Consider the following 25,951-nt stretch of genomic DNA (forward strand, 5'->3'; position numbering starts at 1 on the left):
AGTATAGCACACCTCACCTCAAAAAGCAATATCTCAGCTCTCCTGCGGCATCGTCCAGACCATCCCCAGCGCCTCAAGCTTCTGGATGTGGGCGGCTGTCAGCCGGTCATCGGCGGCGGCATAGCTCTCCCGCATCCGGCGGACCCAGTCGCCGAGGCAGAAGCCGTCGCCGGTCTTGTAGTTCACCGGCACCAGAAGGTCGCCGTGGGCGGCGCGGTATTCCTCGGCGCGGCGGAACGCCCCGTCCCATTTGGCCTCCCTGGCGTCCCACTGCATCCCGATGGCGTCCAGCATGGCGATATGCTCCGGCGTGACCTGAAAGGACTCAGGCCGGGCCTTGCGGGCAGCGCGGAGATTCGAGATCCAGACGCCCAGCCGGAAGCCGCTCTCGTCTACATATCCGGCGGGCACGAGAAGGGTGCCCTTCTTTTCGGCATAGCGCTTGGCGCTTTGATAGTTGTCCAGCCAGTTCTGCTCCCGCACGCTGCACGCAGGCGGCACAGTGGCCGTAAGGCGGCGGGTGTTCTCGCCCTGAAACAGCTCCCTGAGGGCGGCGCAGCGCTCCGCGGAGAGCTTTTTGCCCTCCCGCAGCATCAGCTTCTGGCGGGAGAGCCAGCTGCCCAGCCAGATGCCGTCCTCCGTCCGGTACTGCGCCGGGACGGCCAGACTGCCGTGCTCTTTTTTGTATGCCGCCGCCAGCTCGTAGCGGTGCTGCCACGAGTCGGTCTTTTCCCAGATCATGCCCAGCTCATCCAGCAGGGCTTTCCGCTCCGGCGTGACCCGGGCACTGCTGCGCTCGGGGTTCTGCCATGCATACCGCTGGCGGGACACCCACTTGCCCAGCAGGATGCCGTCCTCATCAATGTACTCGGTGGGCACATCGATGTTGCCATGGGCGCTGTAATATTTCACGGCGGCCTCGTAGGCAGTCTGCCACTTGCGGTCGTTCCGGTTCGCCCAGTCCACGCCGAGGGCTTCCAGCTTTTCGATCTGGGCGGCGGTCAGGGTTCCTTCCTTATAGGCGGCCCGCTGGCTGCCCAGCCAGACGCCCAGCGCCATGCCGTCCGGCGTGACGTACTTGACGGGGATCTCGAGGTCATCGTGCTCGAGATGGTACTGGACGGCAGCGGCATAGTTCTTTTCCCAGAGGATGCTGCCGGTGTCCCACACCATGCCCAGCGATTCCAGCCGCTCGATGCGGTCATCTGAGAGGCTGCCGCCCTGATAGCGCTGGCGGTTGTAGACGATCCACTCGCCCAGCGCGAAGCCGTTCTTATCTTTATAGTGGACCGGCACCAGAAGGTCGGCGTGGCTGTCGCGGTACCGCCGGGCCGAGGCCCAGCCGTTCTCCCACGCCAGCTCAAGGCGCTTTTTCCAGTTCATGCCGATCTTGTCCAGCCGGGCGACCTGCTCGGCAGTGAGGCGGCCATTCTTCTTTCCGGCCCGCACGAGGCGCTGGTTTTCCAGCCAGCGGCCCACGGCCACTCCCTCAAAGGTGTAGGCGCGGGGCACATCCAGCGGCAGCTTCTTTGCGGCCATCTGTTTCGCGGCGGCAAAATAGCGCTCCCATTCGGCGTCCAGTGCCCGGCGAAGCTGCCGGTAGGCCCGGCGGCAGGCGGACAGCGGCTCAGACAGCGGGAATGGCTTCTCGCCGCACTCCTTCCGGAGCTGCGGCACGCAGGTCAGTCCTTCGAAGGCAGCGCTCAGCTCTGCCACCGGCACACTGCCGCAGGCCGCGAGGGCGCGGGCCAGCATCTGCCGATAGGCGGGTGCCTCAGCGGTGCGGCGGACGAGGACAACGCCTGAAATGCCGGTCAGCGGCGTCTCGACAGCAGGACTGTTGACGCAGACCAGCAGCCGCAGCGCGTCGGCCTCGTCGGTCAGGAAGGGTTCTGCATCGCTGGAAAGCGCATCGGCGCAGCAGGTATGCACCCCCGCACCAAACAGCGCTTCGGCCTGCTGGGCCATCTGCGCCGCCGTCTGGGCATCCTCGCAGAGGACGAGATACCGCCCGGCGGCATCGGGGAGCCACCGCGCCAGCAGCACTTCCACGGAGGGCATCTGCTCCACAGCAAGGCTCAGTGCCTGATATTTTTCGGCGTTGGGGTCGGGCGTGCCGGGCACGCGGAGATTCTTCACTTCGGCGCGGAGGCGGGCCATTGCGGTCTCCTGCGGCCAGAGCAGCGCCGTGTAGGAGGCCGGCATGGGCAGCAGCCCATCGGCCAGTGCCCCGCCCAGCGTCAGCGGCTCCACCACAGCATCGCCCAGCAGCTCTTCGGCAGCGCGGCAGCTCTCGCCCGGGGCGTCCGGCTCGGCCAGCGCCAGCACCTTGGCCTCCGGGCAGAGGCGGAACAGGAGCTGGACGCAGTCCGTCCAGTCCCGTGCGCTCATCTCCCGCCAGCCGTCCAGCACCAACAGACCGGGCCGGAACTCTGCCAGCGCCACCCAGCCCAGCGCGCTCTGTGCAGCCAGCTGCTCACAGTCCATCAGCCGGACGCTGCCGTCCAGCGTTTTGCCCAGCTCCTTCGCCAGCCCGCGGCGCAGTTCGAGCCGCGCGGCGCAGGAGGCCACCCAGAGGACGCGGGTGTCAGGCTGTTCTGCCAGCATCTCCCACACGATGCGGCCCTTGCCGGTGCCCGCCGGACGCACCAGCGCGGCCCGGCAGCCCTGCTGCAAGGCGGCTGCCGCCGCACGGCAGGCCGCTTTGTTTGAATCATGCACTAAAATCGACATATCCTTTTCTGCCCCTCCCGGTGGTTCAGAAATCGTTTTTTCTGCAAAAAAGAAATGCGCCTGCGCAAAGCGGACTGCCCTGCCTGCGCTGCGCCTGCGTTCTTTTTCGTTAAAATGTTAGTTTCATATCCTATTATTATCATAAAAGTTTATTTCTTGTCAAGGCAATTTTGCAAATATCTCTAAAATCTCCTGAAAAATCTTCTCCCCAGCAACAGTTGACGGCAGAGGCCGTTGGTGGTAGACTCTTGGCATCCGCTCCCCTTTTGCGGGAGACATCCCTATTCAGGACAAGTGAGGTAATCGATATGAACATCATCAGCACCGAAAAAGCCCCCGGCGCCATTGGCCCCTACTCTCAGGGCTACACCGTGGGCGGCCTCGTCTTCACCTCCGGCCAGATCCCGGTAGACCCCGCCACCGGCGCGGTCGCTGAGGGCATCGCTGCACAGGCAGACCAGAGCTGCCGCAATGTAGGCGCCATCCTTGAGGCTGCGGGCGTGGGCTTCGACAAGGTGGTCAAGACCACCTGCTTCCTCGCCGACATTGCCGACTTTGCCGCCTTCAACGAGGTGTACGCCAAGTACTTCACCTCCAAGCCTGCCCGCAGCTGCGTGGCGGTGAAGGACCTGCCCAAGGGCGTGCTCTGCGAGATCGAGGCCATCGCTGAAGCATAAGTTTTTCCCGGTCTGCAAAAAGGCCGTCTGCACCCTCTCCGGGGTGCGGACGGCCTTTTTGTGCTACTATCGATTCCAGTTTTTCATGGCGGCTTACTTTCTTTTCCGGAGAATTGACTTCACTTTTCACTTTTGTTACAATAGAATCAAACTATTGTATCGCAAGATTAGAAATTAGCACAACTGAAGCAGCATATCTGCGATATGCAAACCAACATTGTTGCTGTTGCATTAAAAAGTTGGTTTGCTATAAAATATTTCCGGTCAGATTCGAAAGAGAGGTCCCCGCCATGTCCAATTCCCGTGTCGAAAGCCACAACCGCGCCGAACTGCGCAACCGGATCATCAGCGCCGCCACGCTGCTCGAGATCCTGCTGTCCGGCCTCGTCCTCATCGGCCTGCTGCTGTCGATGATCCCCCTGCTGCAATGGATGCCCGGTCTGCTGTTCGACGGCAACGACGTCGAGGTGAGCATCTTCTTACAGCGCGCACTGGACATCGTCATCGGCATCGAGTTCATCAAGATGCTGGCCAAGCACAGCCCCGGCTCCAGCCTCGAAGTGCTGCTCTACGCCATCGCACGCCACATGGTGGTGGGCCACGAATCTGCACTGGAGAATCTGCTGAGCGTGGGGGCCATCGCCCTCATCTTCGTCGTGCGGAAATTCTTCTTCGTCCCGGCCTTCGGCGCTCACCTGCCCGATGGCCACCCCGCACCCGACCTCACCCCCTCCCAGAGCGGCATCCCGGAAGACGAATTTGCCGCCCGGCTGCGCAAGCACCTCAGCAGCAAGTCTGCTGAACGGGAAAAGACCATCGCCATCGAAGACCCCGAGTACGAGGACAACACCGAGACCCTTCAGGAAGCCGACGCGGAATAACTCTGCCAAACAGCAAAACGCCCCGCAGGCAGCTCGATGAAACGAGCGCCCTGCGGGGCGTTGCTTTTTGCGGTTACTTGCTCTTGTGCTTCTGACCGAAACGGTACTCCTTGCCGTCCCGGATGCGCTGGATATTGGTGCGGTGCATCCAGATGACCATGCCGCCCACGATGGCAGCGCCCACGGTGCAGACCACGACGTCCTGCGTCGGCAGGCCGTGCAGGAGGCTGTACACCAGCGTCAGCACCGGATAGGCTGCAGCCATCGTGATGCTGCCCAGCGACACCATACCGGTGGGCAGCAGGCAGGCGAGGAAGATGAGCGCCAGCACCGGCAGCAGCACCGGCTGGACGGCGAGGATGGCACCAGCGGCCACCAGCACGCCCTTGCCGCCCTTGAAGCCGAAGTAGATGGGCTTAGAGTGGCCCACCACGGCGAGGATGGCGGCGAGGTAGACGCCCAGATAGGGCGAGATGGCCGCATCGGTGGGCAGATGGCTGAACAGCCACCGGCCGAGGCAGACAGCCACGACGCCCTTGAGCACATCGCCCACCGCCGTGAGGGCAGCGGCCTTTTTGCCGAAGGTGCGCAGCATATTGGTCATTCCGGCAGCGCCCGAGCCGTGGGTGCGGACGTCGTCATGATAAAGGTATTTACTGACGAGGATGCCGGTGTCCACGCTGCCCAGCAGGTAGGCTTCGGCAGCGACAGCCAGCACGATGAGAAATGCAGTCATGCAGCAAGGCTCCTTCCCTTATACGTCCTTTGCGCCCACCTCGCCGGAGCCGCGCTCCCGCACGACAAGGCGGATGGGGGTGTGCTCCAGACCGAAGTTCTCGCGGATCTGGTTGATGATATACCGCTGGTAGCTGAAATGGAACAGGTGCTTTGCGTTGACGAAGGCCACGAACGTCGGCGGACGGGTGGAGGCCTGCGTCAGGTAGAAGATCTTCAGGCGGCGGCCCTTGTCGCTGGGCGGCTGCATCCGGGCGGTCGCACGGGCCAGCATCTCGTTGAGGACGCCGGTGGGCACGCGGGCACCGTTCTGGCTGTCCACATCCCGGATGAGCTGCATCAGCTTGTTGACGTTGTAGCCGGTCTGGGCCGAGATGAAGATGATGGGAGCATAGCCCATAAAGCTGAAGCACTCGGCATAGCCGCGGCGCTGCAGCTCCATCGTGTTGGTCTCCTTGCCCTCCACGGCGTCCCACTTGTTGACGACGATGATGCAGGCCTTGCCCTGATCGTGGGCATAACCGGCCACCTTGCTGTCCTGCTCGGTGAAGCCGACGGTGGCGTCCACGAGGATGAGGGCCACGCGGCTGCGCTCCACAGCGGCCAGTGCCCGGACGACCATGTAGCGCTCGAGGCCGTCGGTGATGTTGCTGCGCTTGCGCAGACCGGCGGTATCGGTGAAGATGAACTTGCCGTAGGCGTTGTCCACCGGGGTGTCGATGGCATCGCGGGTGGTGCCGGCCTCGTTGGCCACGATCATCCGGTTCTCTCCGAGGATGCGGTTGGTCAGGCTGGACTTGCCCACATTGGGGCGGCCGATGATGGCGACGGGGATGCGGTCCTCCTCCACGACGGTCTCACTGAAATCGAGGTGAGCACAGACGGCGTCCAGCAGGTCGCCGGTGCCGTGGCCGTGGACGGACGAGATGGGCATGACCTCGTCGAAGCCGAGGTTGTAGAACTCATAGAGCTCCATGGGGGTCTGGCCCACATTATCACACTTGTTGACGGCAAGGATGATGGGCTTATGGCTGCGGCGCAGCATATGAGCCACGTCCTCGTCGGAAGCGGTCAGGCCATTGCGGACATCCACCACCATGATGATGCAGTCGGCGGTGTCGATGGCGATCTGGGCCTGCTCGCGCATATGGGCCAGAATGCCCTCGGTGGCCTTCGGCTCGATGCCGCCGGTGTCCACCAGCAGGAACTCGTGGCCGCTCCACTCGCAGTTGGCGAAGATGCGGTCGCGGGTGATGCCGGGGGTATCCTCCACGATGGCCAGACGCTGGCCGCAGAGCTTATTGAACAGGGTGGACTTGCCCACGTTGGGACGGCCCACCACAGCTACGATCGGTTTGCTCATAGGGGGTTCCTCCTTTCACAAAAGGGGTAACGATTACGGTCTTCTCCGGCGGGCGATGTGGAGGCCGCTGCGCAGCAGGGCCTTGGCCTCGTCGCCGCCGCTGACGGGCAGGACTTCCACCTTCACGCCGAGCCGCTGGCCCAGCTGCTCGATGGTGACATCGTCGAGGAAGGTGTCCTTCTCCTCCCGCAGCATCACGGCAGGCACCCCCAGCGTGCCGCTGGTCAGCCTGCCCTCGCACTGGGCGATGATGTCCGTCGCCGTGACGAGGCCCGCCACGCCGACGTTGCCGCCGAAGAAGTTGTTTTTGATGGTATGCACTGTCACCTCGATCATGGGGTACTGACGGTGCAGCTCGTCCATCATCTCGGTGATGAGGGGGGACGCCATCGTGCCGGTGACGACGTCCAGCTTCTTGGAGCCATAGACACGGTGGGGCTTTTCCAGCTCGGCCAGAAATTCCTGCCGGAAGAGGCTCATCATTCCCACGCCGTTTTCCAGCTGGTCGTAGTCCTCATAGAACTCCGGGGCCGGGATGGGCCGGCCCGCCTTGAGGTACCACTCGTCGCTGGGGTAGATGATGCGCTTGCCGTGGCGGCGCTTGCACTCATCCCCAAACTCCTCCATGATGTCGATGACGGCGGCGCTGGTCTCGGCGTCGTAGGGCGTCTGCTTGAACAGGTTCTGCCGGTAATCCGTCACGCCGCAGGGCACCGCTGCCACGCTCTGCACCATCGGGGTCAGCTCCAGCAGGTCGGTGAGGGTGCGGCGCAGCTCGTCGCCGTCGTTGATGCCCCGGCAGAGCACCAGCTGGCAGTTGACGGCGATGCCGCCCTCCACCAGACGGGGCAGGTATTGGAGCACCTCGCCCGCCCGCTTGTTGGCCAGCATCCGGACCCGGAGCTGGGGGTTCGTCGTATGGACGGAGATGTTGATGGGCGAGATGTGCATCTTGATGATGCGGTCGATCTCGTGGTCCTGCATATTGGTCATGGTGATATAGTTGCCGAACAGGAAGGACAGCCGCTCGTCGTCATCCTTGAAGTAGAGGCTCTCCCGCATCCCCGGCGGGAGCTGGTCGATGAAGCAGAACATGCAGTGGTTGGAGCAGGAGTGCTTCTGGTCGCCCAGATAGGTGGAGAAGTCGCAGCCAAAGGGGCCGCGCTCCTCCCGCCGGACATCCCATTCCCGGATGCCGTCTGCCACCCTCGCCTTGAGGTGGAAGCTCTTGCTGTCGGTATAAAAATCGTAGTCCAGCGTGTCGTTCAGCTCGTTGCCGTCCACGCTCAGCAGCTCGTCGCCGCCAGCGAGGCCGAGGACAGCGGCCTCGCTGCCCTCTTCCACACGCTCGATCCGGATGGCCATGCTTTCACCTCACAGTTTCGTTCCCAGACAAAGCAAGAAGGGGAAGGCATTGCGCCCTCCCCTTCTGTACATAACACCAATGTGCCACCAATTCTGCGCAAATTAGCCCTTCTTGATGACTTCCTCGCCCTTGTAGTAACCGCAGTTGCCACATGCCTGGTGGGGGAGCTTCAGAGAGCCGCAGTTGCTGCACTTCACCAGTGCGGGGGCCTCCAGCTTCCAAACATTGCTGCGACGCTTGTCGCGGCGGGCCTTGGAAAGATGTCTCTTAGGTACTGCCATATTTTTGCACCTCCTTGATGGGTTTGTCAGTTCAGCAGTGATTTGAGTATCGCTAGCCTTGCGTCTGCGGGTTCGGCCTCAGCTTCTGCCGGAGGGCAGGTACATTCGGCCATCTTCTTCCCGCACCGGGGACACAAGCCCGGGCAGTCAGCGCTGCAAAGCAGCACCGTGGGGATCTGGAACATAAACTCCTGACAGAGCCATTCGTCTACATCCAGATGTCCTTTTTCGTCGAGGGGCAGGTCGAAATCTGGGTCATCCAGATCGCGCTCCCTGACCGTCCACTCTGCTTGCACCGTCTCTTCCCGTTCGACCGGGTCGAGGCAGCGGGCGCACTCTCCGTGCACCAATGCGTTTGCCCGCAGCGTCATCCGGATCTCGTCGCCATCCGGCACCGCCTCAAAGCGGGCCGACACCGGCTGCTCGATCCTTGCACCGGCAAAATCCTTGGCAGACAAATCACACTGAAACTCTGCAACATAAGGTTTCGTGCCGGATACGATAAACTTTCTCAGGTCAAATTGCATAGTACACCTCATAAAAGGCTGCTTTGTTAGTATAGCGCCAACGCAGCCCTTTGTCAACACCAAAACAGGCAGAAAACCGAAAAAATTTCAAATTCTCCGGTTTCCTGCCTGTCTGGGATGGTTCAAATCAGAAATTTCAGCGTTTTACAGGTACTTCTTCACATCGTGGGGCAGAGCAGACTCGTCGGCGCTGACCGTGACCGTGACCTTGACGGAGTCGCCGGCGGCAGCAGCCACCTCGTCCAGAACGACGCCCAGACGGTTGATGTCGTGATCCAGCACCTTCAGGATGCCGTCGATGTACAGGTCGGTGATGTCATAATTGCTTGCCAGCAGGCCGGCCACGAAGCCGTACAGCATCTCGCCGCCAGCGATCTTGTACTCGTCCAGATCGATGAGACGGGCTGCATTGTGGATCTCATAGGTCAGCTTCATGCCCTTCTCGACGACAACGACGTTGCCCTTGGAGGTCTTGACCGAATCATTGATCATGTCGATCATAGCCTTGGTCTTACCGGAGCCTTTGGTGCCAACAATCAGTTTAATCATAGTTCTGTCCTCCTGTATTTTCCACGCCTCGCGGCGGGAGATCATTTTTTGTTCCGCCAGATGTTACTTCAGCTTTGCTTCCAGCTCAGCGGTCAGGTTCTCGTAGCCCGGCTTGCCCAGCAGTGCGAACATATTCTTCTTATAGCTCTCGACGCCCGGCTGGTTGAAGGGGTTGACGCTCAGCAGATAGCCGCTGCAGGCGCAGGCACGCCAGAAGAAGTAGATGAGGTAGCCCACATTATAAGCAGACAGGTCGTCCACCTCGATGACCACCTCGGGCACGCCGCCGTCGGTGTGGGCGAGGATGGTGCCCTCCATGGCCTTGCGGTTGACCACGCTCATGTTCTGGTCGGCGAGGAAGTTCAGGCCGTCGAAGTTGCCCTCGAGCTTCTCGATGAAGAGATCCTGTGCGGGCTTTCTGACGTCCACGATGGTCTCGAACATGGTGCGGGCGCCTTCCTGAATGAACTGGCCCATGGAGTGCAGGTCGGTGGAGAAGATGCAGCTTGCGGGGAACAGGCCCTTGTTGTCCTTGCCCTCGCTCTCACCGAACAGCTGCTTGTACCACTCGTTCATGAGGGTGAAGTTCGGCTCATAGCACTCGAGGATCTCGATGCTCTTGCCCTTGCGGTACAGGATGTTGCGGATGGCAGCATACTTGTAAGCGTCGTTGTCGGGGCTGAGGACGGAGAAGCGCTCCATGGCGTCGGCTGCGCCCTGCATCACCTCGTCGATGCTGATGCCAGCGGCGGCGATGGGCAGCAGGCCCACAGCGGAAAGGACGGAGTAGCGGCCGCCGACATCGTCGGGGACCACGAAGGTGGGCCAGCCCTGTGCGTCAGCCAGCTGCTTGAGGGTGCCCTTGGCGCGGTCGGTGGTGGCATAGATGCGCTTGTTGGCCTCTTCCACGCCCATCTCGTCTTCCAGCAGCTTGCGCAGCACGCGGAAGGCCAGAGAGGTCTCGGTGGTGGTGCCGGACTTGGAGATGACGTTGATGGAGAAGCGCTTGCCCTTGCACAGCGCGATGATGTCATTCAGATAGGTGGGGCTGATGCTGTTGCCGCAGAAGTAGATCTTCAGGCCGTTGTCCAGCTCGTTGTGGTACATCCCCTTGACAGCCTCGATGACGGCGCGTGCGCCCAGATAGCTGCCGCCGATGCCGGCCACCACCAGAACGTCGGAGTCCTCGCGGATCTTGGCTGCTGCGGCCTTGATGCGGGCGAACTCTTCCTTATCGTAATCGCGGGGCAGATACATCCAGCCCAAAAAGTCGCTGCCGGGGCCGTTCTTGGCTTCCAGCGTCTTGTGTGCGGCCTCCACCTGCGGGTAGATGGCCTTGTATTCCTCTTCCTTGATAAAGCTGGAGAGGTGCTTCGTATTCAGAGCGAGACTCATTCTATCAAAACCTCCAAAACATTTTACGGGCACTCTGCCCGGCGAGGGTTTGTCTTGGTATAAGTGTACCGTTCCCGCCGGGCAAAGTCAAGGCCAAAATCCTCGCTTTTCATACAATTTTAATAGTGTTGTTTTGTCATCTCTTACATCTTTTATACAAACGTCCAAGCCGTTCTTTGCCTGCGCTAACCGTTTTTGGCCGGTAGTGCGCCGTTTTCGGTCAGGACGCGCCGACGAGGCTCTGCCACAGCAGCCCGACGGCATCCCGGACGGTCATTCTGGGTGCATCGGCGGCAGCACGCACCTCATACTCCTCCAAAAGGCTTTCGCCCTGATAAACAGCGGCTTTGCCCACTGTCTGCCCCTGCTCCACCGGGGCTTCCAGCTCCTGCGGCAGGGTCAGCTCGGTGTGGAGAGCGGAGGCCGTCCCCTTCTCCACCAGCACCGTCCCGGGCAGAGCCGTGTAATCCAGCGGGACGCTGCCCGCCGCGCTTCCCTTGACCGCGATTTGGAGCGGCTGGACCTCGAGCTTCGGCAGGGGTGCGGCCTCATAGGCCCCGAAACCGTAGTCCAGCAGTGTCGTGGCGGCGTCGAAGCGGTCAGCACTGGACGGTGCCCCCAAGACGACTGCGATGAGGGAAAGCCCGTTTCGGGTGGCACTGGCTGAAATGCAGATGCCCGCCCCGCCGGTGGTGCCGGTCTTGAGGCCGGTGATGCCCTCGTACCGGCGGAGGAGCTTGTTGGTGTTGACGAGCTGGGTCTGCCCGCCCCGGAGGGCATCCGTCCAGATACCGGTATAATGCAGCACCTCGGGGCAGGTGTTCAGGATGGTGCGGCTCATGACGGCCACGTCCCGGGCGGTGGAAAGATGGCCCTCGGCGTCCAGTCCGCAGGCATTGCGGAAGGTGGTCTGCTCCATCCCCAGCGCAGCGGCGCGGGTGTTCATCTGCTCCACGAAGGCCGGCTCGCTGCCGCCCACCAGCTCGGCCACAGCCACGGCCGCGTCGTTGGCGGAGGAGACGCAGATGGCCTTTATCATCTCGTCCAGCGTAAAATGCTCCCCCGGCTCGAGCCAGATCTGACTGCCGCCCATATGATAGGCGTGCTCACTGACCGGCACCGGCGTCTCCATCGTCAGCCGCCCGTCGTGGACGGCCTCGAAGGTGAGGAGCAGGGTCATGACCTTGGTGATGGAGGCGATGGGCACCCGCTCGTCGGCGTTCTTCTCGTAGAGCACTCGGCCGCTGCCCTGCTCGATGAGGATGGCGGCGCGGCAGTTGAGCGAGAGCTGGGGCGCGGCAGCCGCCGCCGGGAGAACCGTCCCCTCTGCCGCCTCCCCTGCATCGGCGCTGACGGCCCTCTCCTCCGGGTGCATGACGACCCGCAGCCCCACCCCCTCCGCTGTGCCAAGGGCCAGTGCAAACAGCCAGAAGCAGAGCACGGCGGCACAGAGCGCCGCAAAATTCTTTCGTTCCATCCCTTGTCCCTCCCCGCAATGTCTGTCTGATTGCATTCTATGCAAAAAAAGAGGGCGGAATGCCCTTTTCTCTCCGGGAAAAATCTGCTATAATAGGATGGTTTGTTATAAGGTAATAGCCTCTCCGCCCCGCATCTGCCCGACCATGCCGGAGAGGTTCTGGAAAGGACACCCCCATGCGAGTTTGTTTTTATACCCTTGGCTGCAAGGTCAATCTGAACGAGACCGGCGCACTGGAGCAGATGTTCCGCTCCGCCGGTTTTACCATCGTGCCGGAGGGCGAAGAGGCCGACGTCTTCGTCGTCAACAGCTGCACCGTCACCAACTTCGGCGATCAGAAGAGCCGCAAGTGGCTCCGCCGGGCCAAGCGCGAGAACCCCGGCGCTGTGACGGTCCTCACCGGCTGCTATCCGCAGGCCTTCCCGGAGGAGGCGGCACAGTTCATGGAGGCTGACCTCGTCTGCGGCAACGGCGACCGGAAGGCCATCCTCGACAATGTGCTCAAGCTGCTGGACGGCCACGAGCGCATCGTCGCCATCGCCCCCCACGCCAAGGGCGAGCAGTTCGAGGAGCTGCCGGTGGAGCGGTTCGAGACCCACACCCGCGCTTTCATCAAGGTGGAGGACGGCTGCAACCGCCAGTGCGCCTACTGCGTCATCCCCCGTGCCCGCGGCCCGGTGCGCAGCCGCTCGGAGGAAAGCATCCTCGCCGAGCTGCGCCAGCTGGCCGCCTCCGGTTACCGGGAGGTGGTGCTCAGCGCCATTTCCCTGCCCAGCTACGGCCTCGACACCGGCACCGACCTCGTAGAGCTGGTGGAGAAGTGCGCCGAGGTGGAGGGCATCGAGCGGATCCGTCTGGGCAGCCTCGACCCCGATATGCTGACGCCCGAGTCCATCACCCGGCTGGCTGCGGTGGACAAGCTCTGCCCTCAGTACCATCTGAGCCTGCAGAGCGGCTGCAGCGCCACGCTGCGCCGGATGCGCCGCGTCTACACCGCCGAGCAGTATGCCGAGGTGGTCAGCCAGCTCCGTGCCGCCTACGGCGGGCGTCCGGTCAGCTTCACCACCGACTGCATCTGCGGCTTCCCCGGCGAGACGGAGGCAGATTTCCGGGAGAGCTGCGATTTCCTGAAGCAGATCGGCTTTTTGAAGGTCCATGTCTTCCCCTACTCCCGCCGCAGCGGCACCCCCGCCTACGACTTCCCCGATCAGGTGCACGAGCGGGAGAAGCAGGCCCGCAGCCGGGAGATGAACGCCATCGCCGAGGACATCCGCCGCGAGGTGCTGGCCGCCTACGAGGGCAGCGAGGACGACGTGCTGCTGGAAACGCCCCTGTCCGGCACCCTCTTCACCGGCTACACCCGGCTGTACATCCCCGTCGTGGTATCAGCCCCGGGCCGCAAGAGCGGCGAGATCGTCCATGTCCGGCTGGGTCGTTACGATGGCGAGCGCGTCCGGGCAGAGCTGGCCTGAGTCTTAGCCATTTCTTTGCTATTTTGTACAAATCCAAATATTCGCATTTGTGCAAGATATACCAGTTGTGAATTTCATAACGAATTTTGGACTTTCCCCTTTTCATCCCGAAAGGTTTATGTTACAATAAAAGTGGATCATTCGGGGCATCGGGCTGTTTGCAGCAGCCCAGTACCGACCCGTCCCGGATAAAGCCGCGTACCGGCGGCCTTTTGTTCTGTTGTTTCAAAGCAAGGAGAGATTGGAATGAGTTTCAGAGGAATCAATACGACGGTCATCCAGATCCGCCGCCAGGTGTTCACCGAGGTCGCACGGATGGCCTATGCCAACGTCAAGGGCGAGCAGGCAAACCACCTGATGCGCAAGATCCCTTACACCATCATCCCCGGTGAGGAAGGCAAGCTCCGCAAGGACATCTTCCTTGAGCGCGCCATCGTCGAGGAGCGCGTGCGTCTGGCCATGGGCCTGCCCACCCGCCGCATGGACGAGCACAACAGCGTCGTCTCCGGTCTGGAGGACGCTTCCATCGCCGATAAGTATTACGACCCCCCGCTGGTGAATGTCATCAAGTTCGCCTGCAACCGCTGCCCCGAGAAGCTGGTCAAGGTCTCCGACCTGTGTCAGGGCTGCCTCGCTCACCCCTGTATGGAAGTCTGCCCCAAGAAGGCCATCACTTGGGAGAGCGGTCGCTCCACCATCGATCAGGACAAGTGCATCAAGTGCGGCCGCTGCGTGACCGTCTGCCCCTACAACGCCATCGTCAAGACCGAGCGCCCCTGCGCCGCTGCCTGCGGCATGGGTGCCATCCACTCCGACGAGCTGGGCCGCGCTGAGATCGACTACAGCAAGTGCGTGTCCTGCGGCCAGTGTCTGGTCAACTGCCCCTTCGGTGCCATCGCCGACAAGGGCCAGATCTACCAGCTCATTCAGGGCTTTAACCGCGGCGACCGCATCTACGCCCTCGTCGCCCCTGCCTTCGTCAACCAGTTTCCGACGCTGGCCTCTACCGGCAAGCTCAAGGCTGCGCTGAAGGCTCTGGGCTTCTGTGACGTCGTCGAGGTCGCCATCGGCGCTGACCTGTGCACCGTGGACGAGGCCCACGACTTCCTCGAAGAGGTGCCCGGCAAGCTGAACTTCATGGCTACCTCCTGCTGCCCGGCATGGAGCATGATGGCCAAGACCGCTTTCCCGGATCTGGCCAAGAACATCTCCATGACCATGACCCCCATGGTCTTCACTGCCCGCATGATGAAGCAGGCCGACCCCGAGGCCCGTATGTGCTTCATCGGACCCTGCGCCGCCAAGAAACTGGAGGCTTCCCGCCGCACCGTCCGCTCTGATGTGGACTTCGTGCTGACCTTCGAGGAGCTGGCCGGCATCATCGAGGCCAAGGACATCGATGTGGCCAATCTCGAGGTCGATCCCGATGAGATCGATCTGGTGCATGCTTCCGGCGCAGGCCGCGGCTTCGCACAGTCCGGCGGCGTCGCCAAGGCTGTCGCCGATAAGATCAAGGAGTGGAACCCCGATATGGACGTCAAGATCGCGTCTGCACAGGGCCTCGCCGAGTGCAAGAAGCTGCTGATGCTGGCTAAGGCGGGCAAGTACAACGGCTACCTGCTGGAGGGCATGGGCTGCCCCGGCGGCTGCATCGGCGGCGCAGGCACCATCGCCGACCCCGCCCGCACTGCCATCGCACTGAACAAGTACGTCAAGGAGGCTCCGTTCCAGGATCCTGAGCAGAGCGCCTTTATGACCAGCATCCATGTGCTGAAGGACGACCCCGACTTTGAGGTCTGATCTTCCCTGACCTCTGCCGCCTCCCGCCCGCCGGGAGGCGGCTTTTTTGCGTCCTCGGCCGCATTTGCGGTTTTTGCTATACAAAATATGTCCAATGTGAAACGGTTTTGTGAAACAATGACAAGGCAGATTGACTTTTTCTTCTGAATATGTTATTTTTGCGGTGATAAATCCTTCTCGTTCGTTCCGGCTGCGCAGCAGGAAGCAAATGCCCCCTCCGCGCAGAGCGCACGAATAGAGCCGCACCTGCGGCTGGAAAGGTCGATCTTTGATATGATGATTTCTTTAAAGCATCTGAACAGACGCGCCGGGGCGGTCCTCGTCTCGCTGCTGCTCCTCCTGACGCTGGCGGTCAGCGCCAGTGCCGCCGCCGTCAAGATGAGTGTCGGCATCCGGTTCTGGCGGGAGACCGGGGATAAGGAGTCGATGGCCGACAGCGCCGTGGACACCGCCCGCGAAGCCACCCTCACCCGCCAGCCCAACGGCACCTTCACCCTCGAGCTTCCGGTCAAGCAGATCTCTTCCATGAACATGACCGGTTCCCTCACCGGCATCCGCATCGGTGAGGTGAACTATGAGGGTACCCTGAGCGGCGAGCTGTCCAACGGCACTGCCGTGCTGACCCTCAAAAACCTGCCCGCTTCGGTGCTCACCGGCAGCGACTCCAATCAGGCGCTGGCCGTCACCTGCAGCATCAAGATGGATACCGTCCTCCTCGGTGACATCACCACCAGCGCGCGGATGTCCGTCTGGGTCGAGCGCTGAACACACAGCACAAAAAGCGCCCCGCAGTTTGCAACAGAACTGCGGGGCGCTTACTTTGTTTCAGGTAGTGCTTACTCGGCGATGATGCTCTTGCCGGTCATCTCGGCCGGGATGGGCAGGCCGATGTAGGGCAGCATGGTGGGGGCAATGTCGGCCAGACAGCCGCCCTCGCGCAGCTTCACGTTGCCGCAGCCGATGGCCACGAAGGGCACGACGTTGGTGGTGTGGGCGGTGAAGGGGGTGCCATCCGGGTTCTTCATCTTTTCGGCGTTGCCATGGTCGGCGGTCAGGAAGGCGCAGCCGCCAGCGTTCAGCACAGCGGTGACGACCTTCTCGACGGCAGTGTCCACAGCCTCGACGGCCTTGACTGCTGCTTCAAAGACGCCGGTGTGGCCGACCATATCGCAGTTGGCGAAATTCAGGATGACCACGTCATACTTGCCGCTCTCGATGCGCTTGACGCATTCGTCGGCTACCTCGGGGGCGCTCATCTCAGGCTTCAGGTCATAGGTGGCTACCTTCGGGCTGGGGATGACGCAGCGGTCCTCGCCCTCGTAGGGAGCCTCAACGCCGCCGTTGAAGAAGAAGGTGACGTGGGCGTACTTCTCGGTCTCGGCGATGCGCAGCTGGGTCTTGCCGTTCTCGGACAGGTACTGGCCCAGAACATTCTTCAGCTCGACGGGAGGATATGCGACCTCACAGTTGGGCATGGTGGCGTCATACTCTGCCATGCAGACGTAGTTGACCTGCTTGCGGCCGCCGCGGCGCTCGAAGCCGGTGAAGGCGTCGTCGCAGAAGATACGGGTCATCTGACGGGCACGGTCGGGGCGGAAGTTCATGAAGATGACGGTATCGCCATCCTGCACGCGGCCACCCTCACAGGTGACGCAGGGCAGAACGAACTCGTCGGTCTTATCGTCGGCGTAGGATGCCTCAATGGCCTCCTGTGCGTTGGCGGCGTGGTTGCCCTCGCCGTAGACGAAGGCTGCGTAGGCCTTCTCCTCGCGGTCCCAGTTGTTGTCGCGGTCCATTGCGTAGTAGCGGCCGGAGACACTGGCGATCTTGCCGATGCCCAGCTCGTCCAGCTTAGCCTGCAGATCGGCGAGGAAGCCCTTGCCGGAGTGGGGGTCGGTGTCACGGCCATCGGTGATGCAGTGGAGGTAGACCTCCTTCGCTCCCATATGCTTTGCCATCTCCAGCACGCCGAACCAGTGGTCTGCGTGGCTGTGGACGCCGCCGGTGCCCACCAGACCCATCAGGTGGATGGCCTTGCCCGCGTCGATGGCGGCCTTCATGTTCTTGACGAGGACGGGGTTCTTGAGCATCTCGCCGTCGCGGATAGACTTGGTGATGAGGGTCAGCTGCTGGTAGACGATGCGGCCAGCGCCCATATTGGTATGGCCCACCTCAGAGTTGCCCATCTGACCGTCGGGCAGACCGACTGCCATGCCGGAGGCGTCAATGGTGGTCATGGGGTATTTTGCCATCAGGGAATCGATGAAGGGCTTGTTGGCTGCGGCCACGGCGTTGCCGTAGGTCTCGTTGGGGGTCCAGCCAAAGCCATCCATGATACAGAGCAGAACAGGTTTTTTGGACATAAAAATGAGTCTCCTTTGAAAGTTCAACAAACAGCGCCCGGCTCGATGCCGGAAATGCGGCGCAGCCGGGCGCAGAGAAAGTGTTTTTTCCGTCAGCGCTTACGCTCAGCCCTTGGAGGCGGCGTTAACGATGACAGCAAAGTCGGGAGCCTTCAGGGATGCGCCGCCGATGAGGCCACCGTCCACATCCTTCTTGCTCAGCAGCTCCTCGCAGTTCTTGGCGTTCATGCTGCCGCCGTACTGGACCGTGGTAGCCTCGGCCACAGCCTCGCCGTAGACCTCGCCGATGACCTTGCGGATCTGGGCGCAGACCTCCTCGGCCTGCTCGGCGGTGGCGGTCTTGCCGGTGCCGATGGCCCAGATCGGCTCATAGGCGATGACGACATTTGCCATTTGCTCGGCGGTGACATCACGCAGGGCGATCTTGGTCTGCATCCGGACCAGCTCCTCGGTGACGCCCTCCTCACGCTGCTGCAGGCTCTCGCCCACACAGATGATGACCTTCAGGCCGGCGTTCAGAGCGGCCAGAGCGCGCTTGTTGACGGTCTGATCGGTCTCGGCGAAGTACTGGCGGCGCTCGGAGTGGCCGACGATGACGTACTCGACGCCCAGATCCACCAGCATATCTGCGCTGATCTCGCCGGTGAAGGCACCGGACTTCTCGAAGTGGACGTTCTCAGCACCAACATGGATGTTGGTGCCCTTGGTCTTTGCCACAGCCGTGACCAGATCGGTGTAGGGAGTGCAGATGACGACCTCGCAGGATGCGTCCTTGACGGCGGGGATCAGCTCGTCCACCAGAACAGCAGCCTCGGAGGCGGTCTTGTTCATCTTCCAGTTGCCAGCAATGATAGCCTTGCGCTTTGCCTTATCCATGATATGTTCTCCTTACCTTCTTATTGATAAAAACGGAAAGGTGCGGCGGCGAAACAGCCGCCGCACCCATTTATGATGCCGGAATTATGCGTTCTGGATGACTGCGATGCCGGGCAGCTCCTTGCCCTCCAGATACTCCAGAGAAGCGCCGCCGCCGGTGGAGATGTGGGTCATCTTATCGCCCAGACCCATCTGCTGGACAGCTGCTGCGCTGTCGCCGCCGCCGATGACGGTGGTAGCGTCGCTCTCAGCCATTGCCTTGGCCACCGCCAGAGTGCCGGCTGCCAGAGTCGGGTTCTCGAAGACGCCCATGGGGCCGTTCCAGACGACGGTCTTGGAAGCCTTGACCGCATCGGCAAACAGCTTCATGGTCTCGGGGCCGATGTCGCAGCCCTCCATGTCAGCCGGGATGGCGGTGACAGGGACAACGGTGGTCTCGACGGGAGCGTCGATGGGGTCAGGGAAGTTCTCGACACAGGCAGTATCGACGGGCAGGAGCAGCTTGACGCCCTTCTCCTGAGCCTTTGCCATCATCTCCTTGCAGTAGTCCAGCTTGGAGTCGTCGCACAGGCTCTTGCCGACCTCATAGCCCTGTGCCTTGATGAAGGTATAGGCCATGCCGCCGCCGATGATGAGAGTATCGACCTTCTCCAGCAGGTTGGAGATGACATTCAGCTTGTCAGCGACCTTTGCGCCGCCCAGAATGGCGGTGAAGGGACGGACGGGATCGTTCACGGCGTTGCCGAGGTACTTGATCTCCTTCTCCATCAGGTAGCCGACAGCGGTGTCCTTGATGTAGTCGGTGACGCCTGCGGTGGAGCAGTGTGCACGATGGCAGCTGCCGAATGCATCGTCAACATAAGCGTCGGCCAGAGAAGCCAGCTCCTGAGAGAACTCGGGGATGTTCTTGGTCTCTTCCTTGCGGAAACGGGTGTTCTGCAGCAGGACGACGTCGCCGTTGTTCATGGCAGCGACAGCAGCCTTTGCATTCTCGCCCACGACGTTGTCGTCGTCAGCAAACACGACGGTCTTGCCCAGCTTTGCGCTCAGAGCCACAGCAACGGGTGCGAGGCTGAACTTTGCCTCGGGGCCGTTCTTCGGCTTGCCCAGATGGCTGCACAGGATGACCTTTGCGCCGTCATTGACCAGCTTCTGGATGGTGGGCAGAGCCGCATTGATACGGTTCTCGTTGGTGATGACGCCGTCCTTCATGGGGACGTTGAAATCGCAGCGGACAAGGACCTTCTTGCCGCAGTAGTTCTGATCGTCGATCGTCTTTTTACCTAAACCCATAGTGATTATTCTCCTCTCAATTCATTCTTCGGAATCGAATTTCGCTCACTCTCGGGGCCTTGACCCCTATGACACTATTATAAACAAAATGTGTGTGTATTGCAAGGACGGCGGATGGATAATTTATTAACAAACTTTTCCCGGGATATTCTGGAATTGTGTCTATTTTGACAGTGGCTTGACAAAGAGCAGCCTTTCCATCCCGCGTCCGCCCGACAAAGCCGGGCTGCGAGGCTCAGTCTCTCCGGAACAGGTCGCGGGTGTAGACCTTCTCCTGTACATCATCGAGGCAGCTGTCATAGCGGTTGGCAATGATGGCCTGACTCCGCTTTTTGAACGCCTCAAGGTCGTTTACCACCTCACTGCCAAAGAAGGTCGTGCCATTCTCCAGCGTCGGCTCGTAGATGATGACGGTCGCGCCCTTGGCCTTGATCCGCTTCATGACGCCCTGAATGGAGGACTGACGGAAGTTGTCGGAGTTCGCCTTCATGGTCAGGCGGTAGACGCCGATGACGCAGGGCTTCTCCTCCCTTGCGTCGTACTCGTTCTCCTCCCCATAGCTGTAGTAGCCCGCCATCTGAAGCACCCGGTCGGCGATAAAGTCCTTGCGAGTGCGGTTGGACTCCACGATGGCCTCGATGAGGTTCTCGGGCACGTCGGCGTAGTTGGCAAGAAGCTGCTTTGTGTCCTTGGGCAGGCAGTAGCCGCCGTAGCCGAAGCTGGGGTTATTATAATGTGTGCCGATGCGGGGATCGAGGCAGACGCCCTCGATGATCTTCTGGGTGTCAAGGCCCTTCATCTCGGCATAGGTGTCCAGCTCGTTGAAGAAGGAGACGCGGAGCGCCAGATATGTGTTTGCAAACAGTTTGACGGCCTCTGCCTCCGTGAAGCCCATGAAGAGGGTCTCGACATCTTTCTTGATGGCCCCCTCCTGCAGCAGATGGGCGAAGGTGTGGGCCGCCTCCACAAGGCGGTCGTCCTGCATATCCGTACCCACGATGATGCGGCTGGGGTAGAGATTGTCATACAGCGCTTTGGACTCCCGCAGAAACTCCGGGCTGAAGATGATGTTCCTGCACTGATATTTTTCCCGAACCGAAGCCGTGAAGCCCACCGGGATGGTGGACTTGATGACCATGATGGCCTCGGGGTTCGCCTTCATCACCAGCTGGATGACCGCCTCCACCGCAGAGGTATCGAAGAAGTTCTTCCGGCTGTCGTAGTTGGTCGGGGCGGCAATGACCACGAAGTCCGCGTCCCGGTAGGCCGCTTCCCCGTCCAGCGTAGCGGTCAGGTCGAGATCCTTTTCCGCAAGGTATCGTTCAATGTAGTCATCCTGAATGGGAGACTTTTTGTGGTTGATCTGCTCCACTTTCTCCGGCACGATGTCCACAGCGGTAACATGGTGGTGCTGGCTCAGCAGGGTGGCGATGGACAGGCCGACATAGCCTGTGCCCGCAACGGCAATGTTCAGTTTTTCGAATGCTCTCATGGCTTTCGCTCCTACGACACAACTATAAAATGTTCGGCGGCTTCTGTTTTATTGTATCATGAAGCGGGCCGAACAGCAAGCAAGGATAAACAAAAAACACCCTTCCTCTCACGGAAACCCGTAAAAGGAAGGGTGTTGAACTCACTTATTGGCATCCGTGCTTTTCAGCACGCCACCTCAAGCACTTTTGAGCGTAGAGCTGTGATCAGCAGTTCTCAGCAAAGTACTTAATGGTACGGACCATCTGAGAGGTGTAGGAGTTCTCGTTGTCGTACCAAGACACGACCTGAACCTGATAGGTGTCGTCGTCGATCTTAGCGACCATGGTCTGGGTGGAATCGAACAGAGAGCCGTAACGCATACCGATGACATCGGAGGAAACGATCTGATCCTCGTTGTAGCCGAAGGACTCAGAAGTAGCAGCCTTCATAGCAGCGTTGATGGACTCCTTGGTGACGTCCTTGCCCTTGACGACAGCGACCAGAATGGTGGTGGAGCCGGTGGGGACAGGCACACGCTGAGCAGAGCCGATCAGCTTGCCGTTCAGCTCGGGGATGACCAGACCGATGGCCTTAGCAGCACCGGTGCTGTTGGGGACGATGTTCTGTGCGCCAGCACGAGCACGGCGCAGGTCGCCCTTGCGCTGAGGACCATCCAGGATCATCTGGTCGCCGGTGTAAGCATGAACAGTGGTCATGATGCCGGAGACGATGGGGTAGGTCTTGTTCAGGGTGTCGGCCATAGGAGCCAGGCAGTTGGTGGTGCAGGAAGCAGCAGAGATGACCTGATCTTCCTTGGTCAGGGTCTTCTCGTTGACGGAGTAAACGATGGTCTTCAGGTCGTTGCCTGCGGGAGCAGAGATAACGACCTTCTTAGCGCCAGCCTGAATGTGAGCCATGCTCTTCTCCTTGCTGGTGTAGAAGCCGGTGCACTCCAGAACGACATCGACGTTCAGCTTGCCCCAAGGAGCATCCTTAGCGTCCTTGACAGCGTAGATCTTGATCTCCTTGCCATCGACAATGATGGAATCCTCGGTAGCCTCGACGGTGTGCTTATTCTCGCCGATCTTGCCGCAGAAGGAGCCCTGAGCGGTATCGTACTTCAGCAGGTGAGCCAGCATCTTGGGGCTGGTCAGGTCGTTGATAGCGACGACCTCGTAACCCTCAGCATCAAACATCTGACGGAAAGCCAGACGGCCAATACGACCAAAACCATTGATAGCAACTCTAACAGCCATGTTAATAGTACCTCCTAAATGTTTCTTACCCTGATTCGGATAATTCACGGTACTCTTATTTTAGACCAAAACGGCAAAAGTTTCAAGTGCCTGCCAAAAAATTAACAAGTCGTTTTCACACTTTTTTGCTTTTGTACTATTTTATCCGGGAATGGTGTGCTGTTTTGAGCAATTCAACCAACCGGCTGCTGATGGGTTTATGCACCCTGTCCAGCACGGCAGCACCGCACGGCGCACAAGCCCCCCAGCACACCCACACAGCACAGCCCCAGCCGGAACAGCAGCTCCGGTGTCAGGAGGGCGGCGCTGCCGTTTTCTGCCAGCATCTGCACCACACTGGGCATCTCCCAGCACAGGCAGAGCGCGAAGGACGCCAGTGCCCCGGCGCAGAGGGTGCGGCCATCGGAGGTGCCGGGCAGATAGAGCGCCCGGGCCAGCGCCGAGAGGAACACCAGCCCCGCCAGCAGCTGCCAGACCATCGCAGTGGGGGCGACGCGGTGCCAGCTGGAGCTGTTCTCCATGAAGCGGGCCAGCACGCACCAGTAAAAGATGACGCTGCCCAGCACGGCGGGCGTGAGGCTGCGGGTGGGGGCCTTCCAATCCTTCCGCAGCCAGCTCAGCCCCAGCCCGAGCATCCAGAACGCGCACAGCGCCTCCAGCACTGCGCGCAGGAGCATCACCACGCTGCTGTGCATCCAGAGGATGCGCAACACAGCGGTCTCTCCATAGCAGACCGCTGCCGCCAGTGCCGCGACGCCGGAGGGGATGCACCGCCCCCGCAGCGCGTCAGGCTTCGGCTGACTGCTGCGGCCCGCCGCCACAGCGATGCCGACCACCGCAGCCAGCGCCGCATATCGCAGCCAGACCGGACCGACCACGCAGAGGCCCGTTTCTGCGTCCGTCCAGAACGTCAGGTCGATGCCCCGGAAAATGCCCAGCAGCACACTCAGGATAAGCGAAACCAAGATCAAAGAATTCATCTGTCATCCTCGAATTTTATCCCCTCTGGGGAGAATCTTATAGAATATGATAACGCGCTTTCGGCTGAAATGCAAGGCATTCCTTTCTTGTGCGCTTTTTTGCTGACGTCAGCCGGTAGACTGAGAGTAAAATGTCTGTCCGGGAGGGATGTTCTCAGTGAAAAAAGCCTTTCTGCTCCTCTGCGCCCTGCTCCTCGTGCTGGGCAGCGCTCTGCCGCTGGCGGGCTATCGGCTGGCCCGGGCGGTGCTGGGCCGCAGGGCGGATGTCGCTCCTTCCCCCGCGTCCAGCGCCGCTCCAGCCGCCCCGGAGGCCGCTCCTGCCGCCTACGAGGGCGATGCAGACCTCTTTCTCATCGAGGACAGTACCACCAGCGAAGTGCAGCAGGTGCCGAAGCGGGACTATCTCATCGGGGCAGCGGCGGCTGAGATGCCGCTCTCGTGGCCGGACGAGGCCCTCAAAGCCCAGATCGTTGCAGCCCACAGCTACGCCCTCTACTGCCGCGACCACGCCTCTGCGGCCAACGGCAGCTGGCTCTCCGCCGACCCGGCGCGGCGGCAGGGCTATCTGACCGACGCCGTCCTCCACAGCTACTGGGGCACCGACTACGAGGCCAATTATGCCCGGCTCTCCTCCCTTGTGGATTCCGTCCTCGGCGATGTCCTCTGCTATGACGGCGCAGCGGCAGGGACGAGCTATTTTGCCCTCTCCAACGGCCGCACCGAGGCCAGCGAGAACGTCTGGGGCAGCGCCCTCCCCTATCTCGTCCCGGTGGACAGCAGCACCGACCTGTCCGCCGACAACTACGAGGTCACGCTCACCCTCTCTGCCGCGCAGACGGGGCAGCTCCTTTCGGAAGGGCTGGGCATTGCCACCGACCCTGCCGCGCCCGGGCAATGGTTCGGCGAACCGACCCTGACGGCCTCCGGCTATGTCGCCTCTCTGCCCGTCTGCGGCCAGACCGTCTCCGGCGCGGCCCTCCGGCGGGCACTGGGGCTGCGGAGCGCCTGCTTCACCCTCCGGTATCAGGACGGCGGCTTCTGCATCACGACGCGGGGCTACGGCCACGGCGTCGGCCTGAGCCAGTGGGGCGCAAAGGCGCTGGCCGAGCAGGGGCAGGGCTATGCAGACATCCTCGCCCACTATTTCCCCGGCACCCAGCTCTGCCGGTGACGCAAAAACAGGGTGGCCGGCAAGTGCTGACCACCCTGTTCTTATTTCGGAAACTCAGCCCAGAAGCCAGCTCCAGATGTTCTTTTTCGTCTCGCCTACGGCCTCAGAGCCAGACTCCACTGCCTCGACAGCTGCCGCTTCGACCTCCTGAACGATCTGGCTCACCTTCGAGCCGGAGGGATCCTGCACCGACCAGTAGACAGCGGTGCTGTTGGCGCTGCCGGACACCGTGAAGTCGCTCATGAAGCAGAGGGTCTGCCCATTGGAGTCCGTCAGGACGACCATGTAGGTGTAGCTGCCCTCCGGCAGCTCACCGAAGCGGATCTGACTGTCGAGGTTCTTCAGCGACCAGCTGGACACGTTGGGGGCCGCTTCGGCGCTCTGGACGGTCTGGTCGTTGGCGTCAAGGATGACCACCTCGACCTCCGTCAGTACGGCGTTCGAGGCGCTGGCGGCGATGCCGCTCACGCTCATACCCTTTCCGGTGCGGATGTTGACCGGGTAGTGCATCCCTTCCAAACGGAGGCTGTCCGGCGAGGCCGTGACACTATTCTGATCCGAGGTGATGTACCAGTAGCAGGACGCCCCCGCGATGGAGATGCTTGCCGCCGAGATGGGCACGCGGCCCAGCGAAACGCTCCCGGCCGGGTCGGAGCAATAGAAGACGCCGTCGGTGTAATCCGTCAGGAGAACAGCGTGGGGACGGCTGCGGTCATAGAGGACGATGCCCTCGGGGTGCTCGGCCAGCAGCTGGATGAGCGTCTGCTTCTTGGCTTCCGTGCCGGAGGGCAGGGTGGCGTAGCCCACCTGCATAGCATTATAGTTGAAGCTGTGGGCCAGTCCCCCGGACCATGCACTGCCCCGGACGCTGTTCTCGGTCACATCCGTCCAGTCGGTCAGGCCGTCCAGAAAAGCGCGGCGGCGAAGCATCATGGCGGCAGAAGCCAGCGTACAGGTTCCGCCCCGGCTCTGTTTGAAGTAGAAGCCTGCGTCCACATTGAGGTCTACGGCCAGCGCTCCCGGCAGCATCACAGCCATCATCACGAGCGACAGCACAAGGGCCATCAGTTTCTTACACATCCGGTGCGGCGCACATTCCATGTTTGACTCATCCCTTCAGTTATTATTCACTGCTGTAAAGTATAACAGTTTGTTACACTTTTGTAAACCACATGAAGACTTTTTTCTCAAATCTCACACCCTTTGTACACAGTTTCAGAGCAAGGTGCACAATTATCGGCTAACTTTTTGGGCTATATTACAAAAAAGCCCCCGCCGTCCCG

At 61.2% G+C, this 25,951-nt stretch carries 22 protein-coding genes; 6 read left to right on the forward strand and 16 right to left on the reverse strand.

Annotation, left to right across the window (positions count from 1 at the left end; genetic code table 11):
- Window positions 1-33: 33 nt before the first annotated feature.
- Window positions 34-2,733 (reverse strand): helicase associated domain-containing protein, encoded by a 2,700-nt coding sequence (locus tag LKD23_RS00330; RefSeq protein WP_227619821.1) that lies wholly within the window; start codon window positions 2,731-2,733, stop codon window positions 34-36.
- 308 nt (window positions 2,734-3,041) lie between these two features.
- On the opposite strand from LKD23_RS00330, the gene LKD23_RS00335 reads away from it, so the two are divergent.
- Entirely contained in the window at window positions 3,042-3,410 is a 369-nt protein-coding gene (locus tag LKD23_RS00335; protein ID WP_015563712.1) for a RidA family protein, read from the forward strand.
- A 290-nt stretch (window positions 3,411-3,700) separates the two neighbouring features.
- Window positions 3,701-4,291: a transporter gene (locus tag LKD23_RS00340; RefSeq protein WP_227619822.1), complete on the forward strand. Its 591-nt coding sequence runs from the start codon at window positions 3,701-3,703 to the stop codon at window positions 4,289-4,291.
- Between the two features lie 73 nt (window positions 4,292-4,364).
- On the opposite strand, the gene plsY is transcribed toward LKD23_RS00340, so the two are convergent.
- From plsY to LKD23_RS00380, 8 genes are all read right to left on the reverse strand, one after another.
- Window positions 4,365-5,027, reverse strand: coding sequence for a glycerol-3-phosphate 1-O-acyltransferase PlsY (plsY, locus tag LKD23_RS00345; protein WP_227619823.1), 663 nt, complete (start codon window positions 5,025-5,027; stop codon window positions 4,365-4,367).
- A gap of 18 nt (window positions 5,028-5,045) precedes the next feature.
- The gene (gene der / locus LKD23_RS00350; protein ID WP_227619824.1) at window positions 5,046-6,389 is read right to left on the reverse strand and encodes a ribosome biogenesis GTPase Der; all 1,344 of its coding nucleotides are present in this window, start codon (window positions 6,387-6,389) and stop codon (window positions 5,046-5,048) included.
- A 33-nt stretch (window positions 6,390-6,422) separates the two neighbouring features.
- Entirely contained in the window at window positions 6,423-7,754 is a 1,332-nt protein-coding gene (locus LKD23_RS00355) for a DUF512 domain-containing protein (RefSeq protein WP_227619825.1), read from the reverse strand.
- Between the two features lie 102 nt (window positions 7,755-7,856).
- Complete coding sequence (gene rpmF, locus LKD23_RS00360; protein ID WP_015563707.1) at window positions 7,857-8,036, reverse strand: 50S ribosomal protein L32; 180 nt, start codon at window positions 8,034-8,036, stop codon at window positions 7,857-7,859.
- 26 nt (window positions 8,037-8,062) lie between these two features.
- Entirely contained in the window at window positions 8,063-8,494 is a 432-nt protein-coding gene (locus LKD23_RS00365; protein WP_227619826.1) for a YceD family protein, read from the reverse strand.
- 213 nt (window positions 8,495-8,707) lie between these two features.
- The gene (locus LKD23_RS00370) at window positions 8,708-9,112 is read right to left on the reverse strand and encodes an ATP-binding protein (RefSeq protein WP_227619827.1); all 405 of its coding nucleotides are present in this window, start codon (window positions 9,110-9,112) and stop codon (window positions 8,708-8,710) included.
- A gap of 63 nt (window positions 9,113-9,175) precedes the next feature.
- Window positions 9,176-10,507, reverse strand: a complete 1,332-nt coding sequence (locus tag LKD23_RS00375) for a glucose-6-phosphate isomerase (protein WP_227619828.1) — start codon at window positions 10,505-10,507, stop codon at window positions 9,176-9,178.
- Window positions 10,508-10,727: 220 nt separating this feature from the next.
- Complete coding sequence (locus LKD23_RS00380) at window positions 10,728-11,984, reverse strand: D-alanyl-D-alanine carboxypeptidase family protein (RefSeq protein ID WP_227619829.1); 1,257 nt, start codon at window positions 11,982-11,984, stop codon at window positions 10,728-10,730.
- Between the two features lie 176 nt (window positions 11,985-12,160).
- On the opposite strand from LKD23_RS00380, the gene mtaB reads away from it, so the two are divergent.
- The 3 genes from mtaB to LKD23_RS00395 all read left to right on the forward strand — a co-directional run bounded on the left by mtaB (window position 12,161) and on the right by LKD23_RS00395 (window position 16,021).
- Window positions 12,161-13,456, forward strand: a complete 1,296-nt coding sequence (gene mtaB, locus LKD23_RS00385) for a tRNA (N(6)-L-threonylcarbamoyladenosine(37)-C(2))-methylthiotransferase MtaB (RefSeq protein ID WP_227619830.1) — start codon at window positions 12,161-12,163, stop codon at window positions 13,454-13,456.
- A 246-nt stretch (window positions 13,457-13,702) separates the two neighbouring features.
- Entirely contained in the window at window positions 13,703-15,256 is a 1,554-nt protein-coding gene (locus LKD23_RS00390) for a 4Fe-4S dicluster domain-containing protein (protein WP_227619831.1), read from the forward strand.
- Between the two features lie 273 nt (window positions 15,257-15,529).
- Window positions 15,530-16,021 carry a pilin gene (locus LKD23_RS00395; protein WP_227619832.1) on the forward strand — a complete coding sequence of 164 codons (492 nt, stop codon included), beginning with the start codon at window positions 15,530-15,532 and terminating at the stop codon, window positions 16,019-16,021.
- Between the two features lie 71 nt (window positions 16,022-16,092).
- On the opposite strand, the gene gpmI is transcribed toward LKD23_RS00395, so the two are convergent.
- The 6 genes from gpmI to LKD23_RS00425 all read right to left on the reverse strand — a co-directional run bounded on the left by gpmI (window position 16,093) and on the right by LKD23_RS00425 (window position 23,497).
- Window positions 16,093-17,619 (reverse strand): 2,3-bisphosphoglycerate-independent phosphoglycerate mutase, encoded by a 1,527-nt coding sequence (gpmI, locus tag LKD23_RS00400; RefSeq protein ID WP_227619833.1) that lies wholly within the window; start codon window positions 17,617-17,619, stop codon window positions 16,093-16,095.
- 105 nt (window positions 17,620-17,724) lie between these two features.
- A complete protein-coding gene (gene tpiA / locus LKD23_RS00405; RefSeq protein WP_227619834.1) occupies window positions 17,725-18,495 on the reverse strand; it encodes a triose-phosphate isomerase in 771 nt (256 codons plus the stop codon).
- Window positions 18,496-18,579: 84 nt separating this feature from the next.
- Window positions 18,580-19,788, reverse strand: a complete 1,209-nt coding sequence (locus LKD23_RS00410; protein ID WP_227619835.1) for a phosphoglycerate kinase — start codon at window positions 19,786-19,788, stop codon at window positions 18,580-18,582.
- Window positions 19,789-20,023: 235 nt separating this feature from the next.
- Window positions 20,024-21,262 carry a nucleotide sugar dehydrogenase gene (locus tag LKD23_RS00415; protein ID WP_227619954.1) on the reverse strand — a complete coding sequence of 413 codons (1,239 nt, stop codon included), beginning with the start codon at window positions 21,260-21,262 and terminating at the stop codon, window positions 20,024-20,026.
- A 223-nt stretch (window positions 21,263-21,485) separates the two neighbouring features.
- Window positions 21,486-22,517 (reverse strand): type I glyceraldehyde-3-phosphate dehydrogenase, encoded by a 1,032-nt coding sequence (gap, locus tag LKD23_RS00420; RefSeq protein ID WP_227619836.1) that lies wholly within the window; start codon window positions 22,515-22,517, stop codon window positions 21,486-21,488.
- Between the two features lie 197 nt (window positions 22,518-22,714).
- Window positions 22,715-23,497, reverse strand: coding sequence for a hypothetical protein (locus tag LKD23_RS00425; protein ID WP_227619837.1), 783 nt, complete (start codon window positions 23,495-23,497; stop codon window positions 22,715-22,717).
- Window positions 23,498-23,645: 148 nt separating this feature from the next.
- Here LKD23_RS00425 and LKD23_RS00430 point away from each other — a divergent pair, with 148 nt between their 5' ends.
- A complete protein-coding gene (locus tag LKD23_RS00430) occupies window positions 23,646-24,668 on the forward strand; it encodes a SpoIID/LytB domain-containing protein (RefSeq protein WP_227619838.1) in 1,023 nt (340 codons plus the stop codon).
- 54 nt (window positions 24,669-24,722) lie between these two features.
- Here the strand turns inward: LKD23_RS00430 and LKD23_RS00435 are convergent, their stop codons facing one another.
- Window positions 24,723-25,748 (reverse strand): hypothetical protein, encoded by a 1,026-nt coding sequence (locus LKD23_RS00435; protein ID WP_227619839.1) that lies wholly within the window; start codon window positions 25,746-25,748, stop codon window positions 24,723-24,725.
- Window positions 25,749-25,951 lie beyond the last annotated feature (203 nt).

It is taken from the genome of Faecalibacterium butyricigenerans (assembly GCF_020687345.1).
GTDB classification, from domain to species: Bacteria; Bacillota; Clostridia; order Oscillospirales; family Ruminococcaceae; genus Faecalibacterium; species Faecalibacterium butyricigenerans.